Source organism: Streptomyces sp. NPDC004752 (assembly GCF_053601275.1).
Map to the genome: position 1 here is coordinate 38,010 of NZ_JBSGBN010000014.1, position 13,214 is coordinate 51,223.

Sequence of the window (13,214 nt, forward strand, 5' to 3'; positions counted from 1 at the left end):
GTTCCGTAGTTCCATGAGAAGCGAACAATAGAAATAAGCCCTGCGACGTCAACCGCTCACACAGGAGGCACGGTGTCCGAGCTGAAGATCGAGGTCGACCCGGCGGACGTGGGTCTCGACGCCGACCGGTTACGGCGGCTCGACCGCTACCTGGCCGCCTACGTCGACGACGGCCGGCTGCCCGGCTGGCAACTCGCGGTGACCCGCCGCGGCAAGGTGGCCCACCTCGCGGAGTACGGCCGCCGCGACATCGAGAACGACCTGCCCAGCGCGGGCGACACCCTCTACCGCGCCTGGTCCATGACCAAGCCCGTCACCTCCGTCGCCGCGCTGACCCTGGTCGAGGACGGCACGATCGGCCTCCAGGACCCGGTCGCCAAGTACATACCCGCCTTCGAGGATGTCCGCGTCTACCAGCGCGGGCCCGCCGCCCGCCCGGTCACCACAGCCGCCGCGAACCCCATCCGCGTCCAGCACCTGCTCACCCACACCTCGGGCCTGACCTACGGCTTCCACCGGGCCCACCCGGTCGACGAGATCTACACCGCGAACGGCTTCGAGTGGGCCACCCCGCCCGGCCTCGACCTCGCCGCGTGCTGCGAGCAGTGGGCGTCCTTCCCGCTGCTCTTCGAACCCGGCACGGCCTGGAACTACGGCGTCTCCAGCGACGTCCTGGGCCGGGTCGTCGAGGTCGCCTCCGGCCAGCGCCTCGACGCGTTCTTCACCGAGCGCATCCTCGACCCCCTGGGCATGACCGACACCGCCTTCCACGTCCCGCCGGAGAAGGCCGACCGGCTGGCCGCCTTCTACACCGCCGACCCCGCCACCGGCCGGGCCGTGCGCGCCGACCACTTCGGCGCGGGCGCGCTGCACCCGCCCGCCTGCCTCTCCGGCAGCGCGGGACTGGTCACCACGCTCGCCGACTACCACCGCTTCACCCAGATGCTGCTCGGCGAGGGCGTCCTCGACGGTCAGCGCATCCTCGGCCCGCGCACCGTGCGCCACATGCGCCGCAACCACCTGCCCGGAGGCAAGGACCTGCACACCGTGGGCCGTCCCGTCTTCTCCGAGATGCCGACCGCGGGTGTCGGCTTCGGCCTCGGCTTCGCCGTGATCGAGGACCCGGCCGCCGCGGGAGTCCCCGCCAACCCCGGCGAGTACGCCTGGCACAGCGCGGCCGGGACCATCTTCTGGATCGACCCCGAGGCGGAGCTGACCGCCGTCTTCCTCACCCAGCTGATGCCGTCCAGCGCCCACCCCCTGCACAGCCGCCTGCGCCAACTGGTCAACCAGGCCCTGACCGACTGAGGGAGCGAACCGTCATGTGTGGCCCCGAAACCATCCTCGGCGCAGCGTCCGGCGAACCACCCGAGCGGGTGCCCCGGACCTTCACCGAAGAGCATGCCTCCACCGAACAACCCGCCCAAGCACCCACGTCGTACATCCCCAAGGGTGTCGTCCGCGACCTCACACACGTCCTCGGCACCGACTGGCCGGTCTTCTCCCTCTACGTGGAGCCCATGCGCATCAAGCGCCTCGCCAACCTCGCCGAGCATGAGTACAACGCCTTCGAACTCACCTACAACGAACACATCGGCACCCATATCGACGCCCCCGCCCACTTCGACGACAGCGGGCTGACCGTCGAGCAGATCCCGGCGCAGGCGCTCGTCGCCCCGCTCGCGGTCGTCCGGATCCGCGAGCGGGCCGCCCGGGACAACGTCACCGAGCTGAGCGTCGACGACCTGCTGCGCTGGGAGAGCCGGCACGGCCGGATCCCGGACGGTGCGGTGCTCGCCGTCGACAACGGCTGGTCCGAGCGCATCGACACCCCCGGTGCCTTCCTCAACTACGACGAGAAGGACGGCCACTACCGCTACCCGGGCATCTCCGTGGAGGCCGCGCACTTCCTCGTCGAGGAGCGGTCCGTGGCCGGCGCCGGCATCGACACACCCAGCCTGGAGCCCGGTACCCGCCCCGCCGACCCCTTCACCCACCGAGTCCTGCTGCCCGCCGGGGTCTACGGCATCGAGAACCTCGCCCACCTGGACACCGTCCCCGACCTCGGCGCCACGGTCGTCGTGGGCGCCCCCAAGCACTCCGGCGGCACGGGCGGCCCGGCCCGGGTGCTGGCCTTCGTCTGAACTCTGCGACCTTGAGGAGAACGCACAGATGACCGCGACATCAGACACGGCCGCCACCGAGGAGCGCTGGGAGTGGAGCCAGGAGCGTTACCGCGACGGCGTGTTCAGCCACGCCGTGTCCACCGAGCGGGAGCGGCTGAAGCTCCTGGAGTCCGTCCTCGACGAGCACACCCGCGGAAACTTCCGCCGCCTCGGCCTCGCCCCCGGCCACCGCGTCCTCGAAGTGGGCGGCGGGGGCGGCTCGGTGGCCCGCTGGCTCGCCGAACAGGACGCCGAGGTCACCGTCACCGACCTCGACACCACCTACCTCGACGAACTGGCCGGCGTAGGCGTGCGGGTGCTGCGCCACGACGTCTACCAGGACGACTTCCCGGCCGGCTCCTTCGACTTCATCCACACCCGGTACGTCGTGATCCACCTGCCCGACCCCGAACGCGCCGTGGCGAGGCTGGCCCGGTGGCTCAAGCCGGGCGGTGTGCTGCTCCTGGAGGAGCCGTCGTTCTTCCCCATCAAGGACTCCCCGCATCCGGCGTACCGCAAGGTCATGCGGGCCTTCCGCAGCCACCTGGAGAGCGCGGTCGGCACCGACACCGAGTGGGCCCGCAACCTGCCGGTGCCGCTGGCCGACAAGGGCCTCGACGACATCGGCTACGACGCCCGCTTCCAGCGCATCGCGGGCGGCGACGACGAGGCCGAGTGGTGGCGCCTGACGCTGGAGCAGACCCGGCAGGCGGTGGTCGCCGAAGGACTCGCCGAGGACGAGGACTTCGACGCCGCCTACCGGGAGCTGGCCGACCCCGGCTTCCACGACCTCTCCCTCGCGGTGTTCACGGCCTGGGGCACCAGGCAGGCCGACTGAGTACTGCGGGGAGCGGACGGCGGCCGGTGCCGCACCGGACAGGGAGCGCCCCGGTGCGACACCAGCCGTGCTGTTGGCAGATAGTTTGACGGAAGATTATTTCGCTGCTACTTTCGTGGCCTAATCGTTGGTGCGCAGATTGATGTCTGCAAGACGAAATGGCAGGGGTAGATGTCGGATCGCCAGTCGAACGCCTTAACGGCGCCCGCCGGACTGAGCGCGCGCAAGAACCTGGTGCTGCTGGTGCTGTGCGCGCAGCTCTTCCTGGACTCCATGGACGTCTCGCTGATGGGCGTGGCCCTGCCCGAGATGCAGCACGACATGGGCCTCAGCGCCGAGCAACTCCAGTGGATCATCTCGGGCTACGCCGTCGCGTACGGCGGCTTCCTGCTCCTGGGCGGCCGGGCCGCCGACCTCTTCGGCCGACGCCGGATGTTCTTCTGGGCCACGGTCCTCTTCGCGGCCGTCAGTCTTATCGGCGGCCTGGTCACCAGCGGCTGGCTGCTCATCATCACACGCGTCATCAAGGGCATCGCCGCCGCGTTCATCGCGCCGGCCGCCCTGTCGATCATCACGACGACGTTCCCCGAGGGCCCCGAGCGCAACCGGGCGATGAGCATGTTCGGCCTCACCGGTGCCAGCGGCTACGCGGCCGGTCTGGTCTTCTCCGGGCTGCTGACCTCGCTGAGCTGGCGGCTCACCTTCTTCGTCCCGTTCGTCGTGGCCGCGCTCGTCCTGCTGACCGTGCGCAGTGTCATCGCCCCCGACGAGCGCGCCGACGACCGCCGCCCCGGCTTCGACGCCCTCGGCGCGGTCACCGCGACCGGCGGTGTCCTGCTGCTGGTCTTCGCGCTGACCCGGGCCCCCGAGGTCGGCTGGGGCTCGGCGGCCACCGTGGTCAGCCTGGTGGTGTCGGTCCTGCTGCTCATCGCCTTCGTGGTGATCCAGAACCGGCGCACCGACCCGCTGGTCGACCTCGCGATCTTCCGCTCGCGCACGCTGTCCACCGCGAACGTCGTCGGTATCGCCTGGGCCTGCGCCACCATCGGCTGGCAGTTCATCGCCCTGCTCTACCTCCAGGACGCGCTCGGCTACAGCGCTCTGAAGGCCGGTATGGCGATCGTCCCGATGGCCGTGTCCATCCTGGTCGCCGTCAACATCGCGCCGAAGGTGATCGCCAGGATCGGGCTGCGGGTGCCCGCCGTGATCGGCCTGCTCCTCCAGGGCGCCGGCATCTTCCTCTTCCTGCGCGCCGGCGAGGACGCCTCCTACCCGGCCGTGCTGCTGCCCGCGCTGATCGTCCACGGCCTGGGCAACGGCACCAGCTTCCTCAGCTTCAACATCGCGGGTGTCAGCGGCGTCGCCAATGACAAGCAGGGCCTCGCGGCCTCGCTCATCCAGTCGGCCGTCCAGCTCGGCGGCGGCCTCGGCGTCGCGGTCGGCGCCGCCGTCCTCGTCGGGTCGGCGGGCGGCGCCGGGGTCAGCGCGTACCACCCCGCCTTCGTCGCGGTCGGCGTCTTCTCCCTGGCCGGCGCCCTCGCCTCGGCGATCGGACTCGGCACGCCGAAGTCCACCGGCGGCGCGGGCGCCGTCGAGGAGGCACCCGCCGGGGTCGAGAGCGGGCGCGCGTGAGCGTGCGGACCGTCGCCGGGGCGCGGGACATCGAGTGGCTCGCGCCCGACGACGCCCGGCTCGCCTGGGACGGGGTTGCCGAGTCGGAGCGCCTCCCCGGCGGCTGGCTGCCCCGCCGGATCTCCCGGCGGCGGCTCGCCACCACCCTCTCGCCCGACTTCACCCGTCTCGCGGCGATGCCCGTCGGCATCCGCTGCGGAGTACGGACCGACGCCCGCGAACTCGTCCTCCGGCTCAGCGTCGAGGGAGGGGACGCCCCGGTCGACGTCCTGGTCGGCGGGACACTGGCGCTGCGCGCCGTCGTCGAGGGCGCCCGCGAACTCGTCGTATCCCTTGGGCCGGAGGCGGAGAACCCGCGGGACGTCGAGGTGTGGCTGCCGAATCTCGGGTACGTGCTCGTCGACGAGGTCGGCTTCCGGGGGCACACGGCCCTGGCGCCCGCCGAGCGGACCGGGCCGCGCTGGGTGACGTACGGCAGCTCGATCACGCACAGCATGTTCGCGGCCGGGCCGTCCGAGACGTGGAGCGCGTTGGTCGCCCGGGAGAGCGGCTGGCGCCTACACAATCTGGGGTTCTCCGGACAAGCGCACCTCGACCCGGTGGTCGCGCGCACGATCCGGAAGCTGCCTGCCGACCTGATCTCGCTGGAGCTGGGGATCAACGTCCACAACAAGGGCACGTTCGCCGAACGCAGCTGGACGCCCGCCGTGTGCGGGTTCGTGGAGACCGTCCGCGACGGCCACCCCGACCTGCCGATCGTAGTCATCACCCCGCTGTCCTCGCCCGAACGGGAGGACACCGAGAACGCGGCCGGTCTGACGCTGGCGCAGATCCGCACGCGCACGGCGGAGGCGGTCCGGGTCCTGGAGCGCCTCGGCGACCGCAATCTGCACACCCTGGACGGCCTGACGGTGGTCCCGGTCGCCGAGGCGGCCGGGGTCTACGCGGACGGACTGCACCCCACGGCCGAGGGCGAGCACGTGCTGGCCGCGAGAATCGGGGACTTTCTCCGGAAGGTCGCGCCGCCGCCGTATTTCTAACGGTGTGACATGAGCCACCCGCAGTGGCGGACGGGTTACATTCCCCCGGCTCGTTCCGTCACTGCGGGTTTTCCCGTGCGCTGGGTTCTCCGTGAGCTCAGCTCACTTCATATCCGATCCGGGCGAGCACTCCCCATTTCCCGCCCTGCCGGGTCACGACGTAAACGGAGTCGAAAACTGCCAGCCGCTTGCCTTCGGCATCAAGGCGGCTGAACCGCACCACCGCGTGCACCTGGTCGGCGGAGACCTGCGAGAACGCGACCTCGTCCCAGGCGCTGCGATGCCAGCCGGAGGCCAACAGCGCAGCCAGCTCGGCCTGCGAGGCGCGGATGTACTCCTCGGGCTCGTCCCAGACCGTCACCGCGCCCTCGTGCACGCGTATCTGGGGGAAATGCAGCGTGCCGGTCCATTGCACCAGATCGTGGCTGTTGAGCCCGTCGAGAAAGGCATCGAGGGCCGCGCGGGCCTCTTTCGTGACGGCGGTGAAGTCGAGAGCGGGGGTCATGGCGAGTACCTTTCGAGCGAAGTCGGTTCGTACGGCATCGAGGGGAAGATTACCCACCGGATTCGCCTTCTTTTCCTGGTCTTTGGTCCAGGAAGAAACCGGTCGGAAGACGGAAGCGGGAATTCGCTCCGAGGTCACAGAATCGACCCGGTGAAACCCATGTCACCCGAAGCCGGACCGGCCCTCGACCGCAGATTCCTGGCCCCGGACCACTCCACCCTCGCCTGGGACGGCCTGGCCGCGCTCAGCGGACGCGGCGGCTGGTGGGAGCCCTGGCGGATCACTCCGGACCGGCCGGCCACTGCCCTGTCCCCGGCCCTCCTCGACCGCGCCGCCACCCCGGCGGGCGCCCGCCTCCGCCTGCGCACCGACGCGGAGGAACTGACCCTGCGGATCGCGGTGGGGGGCGCGGCGCCGGTCCGTTCGACGTCCTCATCGACGATGCTCCCCGTACGACTGCCCGTGACACCCGGCGTCCACGACCTGCGCGTCCCGCTGCCCGGCCGACCCGTGCGGGTCGAGATGCGACTGCCGCAGGCCCGCGTGCTGCGCTCCGCGCCGGCCGACCTGATCACTGTGGGACTCGCCGAGATCGTAGGGCAGTTATCAGTTGGACAGGCCTGGGGCAGCGCTGTAAGGGCTCGTGGAGACCGTATGTGACACTCACCCCCGGGTGCCCCTCGCCGTGCTGGTCCCCGCGCGGGGCGGTGGCGGTGCGGTCGACGAGGCGGTGACGCTGCTGCGCCGGCTCGGCGACCGTCATCTGCACCTGCTGGACCTCCCGGACCCGCTGCCTGGGGGCGACGCGGCGGGTGACGGGACGAACGCGCCGCTCGCCGCCCGGACGGGCCCGGAACTCGCCCGGATCCTCGCCGAGAGCGTCGCCGCTACCAGCGGTCCCAGTGCAGCACCTCCTCGCGCGGGACACGCGGAGCCGGCTTGAAGTCGGTGCCGATCGTGAAGGCCAGCGGGACGAACGCGGCGAGCATGACCTCGTCGTACGGCACCCCGAGCACCTTCGCCAGCTCCCGCTCCAGTGGGCCCTGGGCGGTCGTCCAGACCGTGCCAAGACCCCGGGTGCGCGCCGCGAGCATGAAGCTCCACACGGCCGGCAGGATCGACCCCCACGTCATCGACTGGTCCAGGACGGAGGCGTGCTCGGTACGGCCCTCCACCGCCGGGATGACGAACGCGGGCACCCGGTGCACGTTCGCGTACAGGTGCTGAAGGCCGTCGTAGATGCGTTCCATCGACCCCGGGTGGTGGTTCATCCGGCGCAGGTCGCGGGCGTTGACCGGCTGGCCGCCGCCGGTGTTCAGGGCGCGCCGGAAGATGTCTGCGACCGCCAGGCGCTGCTGTTCCTCGGTGACGACGAGGAAGTGCCAGCGCTGCCGGTTGCGCCCGGTGGGCGCCTGCGTGGCCAGGTCCACGCACTCCTCGATCAGTTCACGGGGGACGGGACGGGTGAGGTCCAGGCGCTTGCGCACCGCACGCGTCGTGGACAGCAGTTGATCGGGGGTCAGGTCCAAGGTCATGGTCGTGACCGTATGGGTAAATTCATCTGATGTCAAACAATTGAAGCTCAAATGGTTTTGGACGGGCTGCGCTCCGCGGCCGGATCGGGCCGGTCGCGCTCCGGATCCACCAGCAGCGCGAAGCAGAGTCCGCCGAGTGCCATCAGGGCGCCGAAGCAGAGGAAGACGAGGGAGTAGCCGCGCTCGGCGCTGCCGCTCGCGTCCAGCAGCATCCCCGACACGATCGGGCTGACGGCGCCCGCGCTCACTCCGAGCCCGTTGAACGCGCCGAGCAGCGCGGCGCGTTGGTGCGGCGGCACGAGTTCGGCGAGCACCGGGTTGGTGAAGGTGCTGAGGCTCACCGAACCGCCGTAGCCGGCCATCAGGATGCCCAGCGAGACGACAGGGTGGTGGACGACGGGCAGCAGGGCCGGCGTCAGTCCGGCGCAGGCGAGGACCGCGCCGCCGAGGAGGTGTAGGAGGGCAGCCAGGTGAAGATCACGGAGGCCAGGGCGCTCTGGGTGGACTGGGCCGGCAGACAGCCCACGAACGTGCGGTTGAGCAGCGCTCTCCGCCACGGTACCGAGGGCGGCCGGACCGCCGTACGAGCCTCGGGCCGCGCGCCGTACGGTCCGAGGCGGCCTGCCAGGGCCCAGGCCGCCGACCAGAGCAGCGCGAGGACGGCCACCGTGACGAATCCGGCGCGCCAGCCGAACGTGACGATGGCCAGCGTGAGCAGTGGGGCCAGCGCGATCTTGGCGAGCACGGCGCCGGAGGTGTACCAGGCGGTGGGCACCCCGCGCCGCTCGCCCGGGTACCAGGAATACAGCGCGGTCACTGCGAGGGGGTTCGCCGGGCCCTCGGCGGCGCCGACCAGGAGACGGCTGCCGTACAGCATGCCGCCGGTGACCGCGAAGACCGCCGGGAGCTGGCCCAGCGCCCACAGCAGTCCGCAGACCAGCAGGATCAGCCGGGGCGAGACGCGCTGCGCGGTGAAGCCGACCGCCAGGCAGGTCACCCCGAACAGGACGTAGGAGGCGCTGGCGAGCGTGCCGAAGTCGGCCGAGTCCAGGTGGAGTTCACCGCTCATCGGGGTGACGACGAGGCCCAGGAGCACCTTGTCGAGGAAGACCACTACTGCGGACGCCACGACCAGCGTGGTGACCGTCAGGGCACGCCCGCGCGTGGCCAGGGTCGAGGAGGCGGCGAGCCGGTCGCCGGTGGACGTCGTCACAGCGCCGCCAGCCAGCGGTCGATCTCGGCGTTCACATAGTCGGGCAGCTCCCCGTGGAGGAAGTGTCCGGCGCCGGTGACGGCGATCGCCTTGCAGTCCGGGTGCGTAAAGCAGCGCTCGTCGGCGCGCATTCGGTCCGGGTCCCGGTGCAGCGCCAGCACAGGCTGGGGGCGCCGTCGCAGGACCGCCTCGGCCTCGGGCAGGAAGCGGACGCCCGCCGGGTGCCGGGTGTGTCCCCGGAAGACGTGCGCCCGGGTCTGAGGGGTCGCCCACAGTGCGGCGAGCCGCTGACGTTCCACCAGGTGGGCCGGGGTGTCCGGGCCCTGGGCCAGCCCGGTGACGATCCGCAGCGCGGTGGCCTCCGCGTCCGGTCCGTCGAGCGCGTCCCCGAGCGCCCGCAGCCGGTTCCGGCTGTCGTCGGCGCCCGCGTAGTCCGGGTCGAGGGCCACCAGCGCGCGCACCAGGTCGGGACGGCGGGCCGCCAGTACCGAGGCCACCGACGCACCCATGGAGTGCCCCACCACGACCACCGGCCCGGTACCGAGCTGCTCCAGCAGTCTCGCCAGGTCGTCGGCGTGCCGCTCGGTGGACCAACCACCGGCCAGCGGTCCCGTCCGGCCGTGCCCGCACAGGTCCACGGCGACGGTCCGGCAGCGACCGCGCAACTGGGGGAGCTGATGGACCCACGTCTCGGCGTTGTCCCACAGTCCGTGCACCAGAAGCGTGGGCAGCCCGAGTACCCCGGCGGGTCGTGCGCCGGGCGGGGCGGGCCGGTCGACGTAGAACATCCGCCCGGCAAGCAGATCGACAAAGGGCATTGCGGCAACTCCCGCCTCGGGGAAAGGGGTGGGATGTACGGGGTGCGCGCGGCGGAAGGGAAGAGGCCGCGGGGAGGGGACAGGGGGTGTGCGGGTCAATGCGGTGCGGTCTGGCCGGGCGCCCGCGGTCCACCGCACCAGGCGTTTGCCCACCGGCACAGGCATGTCCGACCGACCCATTAGAGATCCGCGCCCCACCCGCCGTCCAAGTCCCCTCCGGCAGAGCCGTTATGCTCGCCGGGCATGGCCAGAAGTGGTCGGGGGAAAGCGGATGGAACTACGTCACCTGCGGTACTTCGTGGCGGTCGCCGAGGAAGGTTCGGTGAACCGGGCCGCGCGGCGGCTGCTCGTCTCCCAGCCATCGCTCAGCCGGCAGATCGTCCAACTCGAACGCGAGCTGGGACAGCGGCTGTTGCAGCGGACCCCGCGCGGCGTACGGCTCACCCCTGCCGGACAGGTCCTGCTGCCGCACGCCCACCAACTGCTCACGATGGCCGACGCGACCCGCGAGACGGTGGCCGGGGCAAGCGCCGTACGGCAACCGGTCACCCTCGGGGTCCCGCCCGGGACGGACGGGACCTGGCTGATCGCCCTCGTCGACATGCTCCGCGATCGGCTGCCGCACGCGGCCCTGGAGTACATCGAGGCCACCAGTTCCGACCAGCTCCGGCTGCTCGGCGGGGGGCGGCTCGACCTCGGACTTGTGCACCGGCCGCCGCCCGCCCCCCTGTGCGCGTGGGAGCTGCGCCGCGACCTGCTCGGGATCGCCGTACGGCCCGGGCACCCGCTCGCGGAGCGGGGCGGGTTCGGGCTGGCGGACCTCGACGGGGTGCGCATCCTGCTGCACGCCCAGGACCGGCTCCCCGCCGAGCAGCACGGGCTCGTCGCCGCCGTCCGGACCGCCGGGGTCCGGCCGCACTGGCACTTCGCGCAATTCACCGAGCACGTCCTCGCGCACGCCCACGCGACCGGCTGCGACGCGGCGCTGGTCGTCGCGCACACCGCTGCCGACCGGCTGCCGGGCTGGCGGTGGGGACCGCTGGCCGACCTGCCGCTGACGATGACCACCTGGCTGGTGGCGGCGCCGGACGCGCGTCCCGTTGTACAAGAAGCCGCCGTGGTGATCGGGTCCTCCGGAACGGCTGGTTCCGATGAGTCCGAGTGACGGGAATATGTCGATCTCGGAGCCTCGGTGGCCAGTGTGATCCAACCGCGGCCAGGACGGCTGAAAGACGGGTTCTCACACAAACGAGGTCGCGGGCCGGCCCGTCGTTCTGTGCTGACTCACGATGCCACTCCCGCCCCGCCCGCACGCAGCCAGACGGTGCCCCGGCAGATGGGAGAAACCGCCAGCAGGTGAGACCCCGCCCCTGAACATCACCCCGGGAGCACCCGGAAACGGCAGGCTCCACTCATGGTTCTCGGGTGCTGCGAGGCCGGATGAATTCATTGGCGTGTAATAGAAGTTATGCAGAACAAAGCCTCTTGCGATGTATCTTCATGGAAAAGATCGGCGGAGGTGAGAAGTGATGTGCTCGGTTTTCGTCAGGAACGTCGTCATTTCGGCGAGCGAGCTCGGTGCTGCGCTGCGTGAAAGCACGTCGGTCATTGTCCTTGAGGTGGGAAGAGAGACAGAGGACGGTCGTGACCCTCGGCTTGCCTACGCGACGGGACACATACCCGGTGCTCATTACGTACCGTTCGAAGCGGACCTTGTCGGATCGCCCACCGCGACCTCCGGCAACGGACCGCTCCCCCGGGTGAGCGACCTCCAGGAACGCCTGCGCCTCTGGGGTGTCGACGACGGCAGCACCGTCGTCGTCCACACCCGGCAGAATCTCGCCGTAGCCGCTCGTGCCTGGTGGATCCTGCGCTGGGCCGGTGTGGCGGACGTGCGTTGTCTGAACGGCGGCTTCGCCGCCTGGCAGGCGTTCGGTGGACCGCTCGACGTCCAGGATCCACCGCCGGCCGCGGGTACGGCCGTCGTGCGGCCCGGTTCGCTTCCCGTCCTGACCGCCGAGGACGCGGGACGGCTGGCCGCTTCGGGGCACCTGATCGATGCCCGCGCCCCGAAGGCGTACGCCGGGGATCCGCGGCGGACGCGGACCGGTCACATCCCGGGCGCGTACAGCATTCCAGGGGCGGACAACTTCCGGGCGGACGAGCTGCTTGACGCCACGGAGTTGAGGGCCCTTTACGCCCCTCACCTGGACGGGCGTGTGGTCGGCGCGTACTGCGGCGGCGGTGTGTCGGCGACGACGACCGTGCTGGCCCTCGCCTCCCTGGGGGTCGAGGCGGCTCTGTACCCCGGCTCGTGGTCCGCCTGGATCACCGACCCCGCGCGGCCCACAGCGACCGGGACCGAGCCCGGCGTGCCACCGGTCGCAGGGCGGTGACGCCGGGGCCGGGGGAGTGCGGTGCCCCGGCCCCCGGGAGCGCGCTCGGTACCTCACCCCCGGTCGACCACACCGGGGCCGCCCGAGAGATCGCCGGTGAACAGGCCGCGCAGCTGGGCCTCCTCCTCCGCCGACGGGATCCACCGGGAGGCCTGGACGTTCTCGTCGAGCTGCGCCGACACGGTCACTCCCGCGATGACGCTGGTAACTGTCGGCTGAGCGAGCAGCCAGCCGAGTGCCGCCGCGCTCGGGGGGATGTCCCGGTCGCGCGCGAACTGCTCGAACTTCGCCAGTGCCGCCCAGGGCGCCGAACGCAGCAAATAGCGTTTGAGATTGGTTATTTTGGCATTCTCCGGAGCCCGCTCCGCCGAGTATTTTCCGGTGAGTAGTCCGTTCTGCAGAGGGAAGTACGGAATGAAACCCAGGCCATGGTGATCGAGCGCCGGAATCAGTTCCTCCTCGGGCTTGCGCCACAGGAGACTGTATTCGTCGGTCGTCGACATGAATGGTGTCAGTCCTTGCGCGCGGGCCGTGTGGTGCGCGTCGACGATCTGCCAGGCTTTGAAATTGGAGGCGCCGATGTACCGTACCTTTCCGGATCTCACCAGAGAGTCGAGTGCCGACAGGGTTTCCTCGACCGGGGTGAAGGGGTCCGGGAAGTGGATCTGGTAGAGGTCGATGTAGTCGGTGCGCAGTCGGCGCAGTGACTCCTCCGCTGCGGCGACGATGTACTTGCGGGATCCGGGCCGGCTGTAGGCGGGGCCGCGCTCCCGGCTGAGGTTCAGGCCGAACTTGGTGCCGATGACGACCTGTTCACGGCGGGTGCCGAGAGCGGCGGCGAACAGTTCCTCGCTCTGTCCGGGCCGGTCGCCGTAGCCCTCGGCGAGGTCGAAGTACGTGACGCCGAGTTCGATCGCGCGGTTGACGATCGCGGTGACCGCCTCCTGTCCGGTGGCGCGCATGCCCGACCGGCCGAAGGTGCTGGCGCCGATGCCGATCTCGGACAGGACGAGGCCCGAGGAGCCGAGCCGGCGGTATCCGTCGGGGAGTTGTGTTGCAGGGGGCACGGTTG

15 protein-coding genes are annotated in these 13,214 nt (G+C 70.9%); 9 read left to right on the forward strand and 6 right to left on the reverse strand.

The window, feature by feature from the left end:
* Positions 1 to 72: 72 nt before the first annotated feature.
* From ACWEKM_RS08450 to ACWEKM_RS08470, 5 genes are all read left to right on the forward strand, one after another.
* Positions 73 to 1,308, forward strand: a complete 1,236-nt coding sequence (locus ACWEKM_RS08450; RefSeq protein WP_451620393.1) for a serine hydrolase domain-containing protein — start codon at positions 73 to 75, stop codon at positions 1,306 to 1,308.
* Between the two features lie 14 nt (positions 1,309 to 1,322).
* The gene (locus ACWEKM_RS08455; protein ID WP_451620394.1) at positions 1,323 to 2,144 is read left to right on the forward strand and encodes a cyclase family protein; all 822 of its coding nucleotides are present in this window, start codon (positions 1,323 to 1,325) and stop codon (positions 2,142 to 2,144) included.
* A gap of 28 nt (positions 2,145 to 2,172) precedes the next feature.
* On the forward strand, positions 2,173 to 3,003 hold the full coding sequence (locus tag ACWEKM_RS08460) for a class I SAM-dependent methyltransferase (RefSeq protein WP_451620395.1): 831 nt from the start codon (positions 2,173 to 2,175) through the stop codon (positions 3,001 to 3,003).
* A 171-nt stretch (positions 3,004 to 3,174) separates the two neighbouring features.
* A complete protein-coding gene (locus tag ACWEKM_RS08465; RefSeq protein WP_451620396.1) occupies positions 3,175 to 4,635 on the forward strand; it encodes an MFS transporter in 1,461 nt (486 codons plus the stop codon).
* On the forward strand, positions 4,632 to 5,675 hold the full coding sequence (locus ACWEKM_RS08470; RefSeq protein ID WP_451620397.1) for an SGNH/GDSL hydrolase family protein: 1,044 nt from the start codon (positions 4,632 to 4,634) through the stop codon (positions 5,673 to 5,675). The genes ACWEKM_RS08465 and ACWEKM_RS08470 overlap by 4 nt, the downstream gene beginning before the upstream one ends.
* Before the next feature lie 97 nt (positions 5,676 to 5,772).
* Here the strand turns inward: ACWEKM_RS08470 and ACWEKM_RS08475 are convergent, their stop codons facing one another.
* Positions 5,773 to 6,180 carry a hypothetical protein gene (locus tag ACWEKM_RS08475; RefSeq protein ID WP_451620398.1) on the reverse strand — a complete coding sequence of 136 codons (408 nt, stop codon included), beginning with the start codon at positions 6,178 to 6,180 and terminating at the stop codon, positions 5,773 to 5,775.
* A gap of 150 nt (positions 6,181 to 6,330) precedes the next feature.
* On the opposite strand from ACWEKM_RS08475, the gene ACWEKM_RS08480 reads away from it, so the two are divergent.
* Both ACWEKM_RS08480 and ACWEKM_RS08485 read left to right on the forward strand, forming a co-directional pair.
* Positions 6,331 to 6,840 carry a hypothetical protein gene (locus tag ACWEKM_RS08480; RefSeq protein WP_451620399.1) on the forward strand — a complete coding sequence of 170 codons (510 nt, stop codon included), beginning with the start codon at positions 6,331 to 6,333 and terminating at the stop codon, positions 6,838 to 6,840.
* Positions 6,841 to 6,853: 13 nt separating this feature from the next.
* Positions 6,854 to 7,123, forward strand: a complete 270-nt coding sequence (locus ACWEKM_RS08485; protein WP_451620400.1) for a hypothetical protein — start codon at positions 6,854 to 6,856, stop codon at positions 7,121 to 7,123.
* On the opposite strand, the gene ACWEKM_RS08490 is transcribed toward ACWEKM_RS08485, so the two are convergent.
* Genes ACWEKM_RS08490 through ACWEKM_RS08505 form a run of 4 tightly spaced genes read right to left on the reverse strand, consistent with a single transcriptional unit; the run spans position 7,068 to position 9,746 of the window.
* Positions 7,068 to 7,715, reverse strand: a complete 648-nt coding sequence (locus tag ACWEKM_RS08490; RefSeq protein WP_451620401.1) for a nitroreductase family protein — start codon at positions 7,713 to 7,715, stop codon at positions 7,068 to 7,070. The genes ACWEKM_RS08485 and ACWEKM_RS08490 overlap by 56 nt on opposite strands.
* Positions 7,716 to 7,762: 47 nt before the next feature.
* Positions 7,763 to 8,236: an MFS transporter gene (locus ACWEKM_RS08495; protein ID WP_451620455.1), complete on the reverse strand. Its 474-nt coding sequence runs from the start codon at positions 8,234 to 8,236 to the stop codon at positions 7,763 to 7,765.
* The gene (locus ACWEKM_RS08500) at positions 8,131 to 8,928 is read right to left on the reverse strand and encodes an MFS transporter (RefSeq protein ID WP_451620402.1); all 798 of its coding nucleotides are present in this window, start codon (positions 8,926 to 8,928) and stop codon (positions 8,131 to 8,133) included. The genes ACWEKM_RS08495 and ACWEKM_RS08500 overlap by 106 nt, the downstream gene beginning before the upstream one ends.
* On the reverse strand, positions 8,925 to 9,746 hold the full coding sequence (locus ACWEKM_RS08505) for an alpha/beta hydrolase (protein ID WP_451620403.1): 822 nt from the start codon (positions 9,744 to 9,746) through the stop codon (positions 8,925 to 8,927). The genes ACWEKM_RS08500 and ACWEKM_RS08505 overlap by 4 nt, the downstream gene beginning before the upstream one ends.
* A 271-nt stretch (positions 9,747 to 10,017) precedes the next feature.
* On the opposite strand from ACWEKM_RS08505, the gene ACWEKM_RS08510 reads away from it, so the two are divergent.
* Complete coding sequence (locus tag ACWEKM_RS08510; RefSeq protein ID WP_451620404.1) at positions 10,018 to 10,911, forward strand: LysR family transcriptional regulator; 894 nt, start codon at positions 10,018 to 10,020, stop codon at positions 10,909 to 10,911.
* Between the two features lie 364 nt (positions 10,912 to 11,275).
* Complete coding sequence (locus ACWEKM_RS08515) at positions 11,276 to 12,142, forward strand: sulfurtransferase (RefSeq protein ID WP_451620405.1); 867 nt, start codon at positions 11,276 to 11,278, stop codon at positions 12,140 to 12,142.
* A gap of 53 nt (positions 12,143 to 12,195) precedes the next feature.
* On the opposite strand, the gene ACWEKM_RS08520 is transcribed toward ACWEKM_RS08515, so the two are convergent.
* Positions 12,196 to 13,209 carry an aldo/keto reductase gene (locus tag ACWEKM_RS08520; RefSeq protein ID WP_451620406.1) on the reverse strand — a complete coding sequence of 338 codons (1,014 nt, stop codon included), beginning with the start codon at positions 13,207 to 13,209 and terminating at the stop codon, positions 12,196 to 12,198.
* Between the last annotated feature and the right edge of the window lie 5 nt (positions 13,210 to 13,214).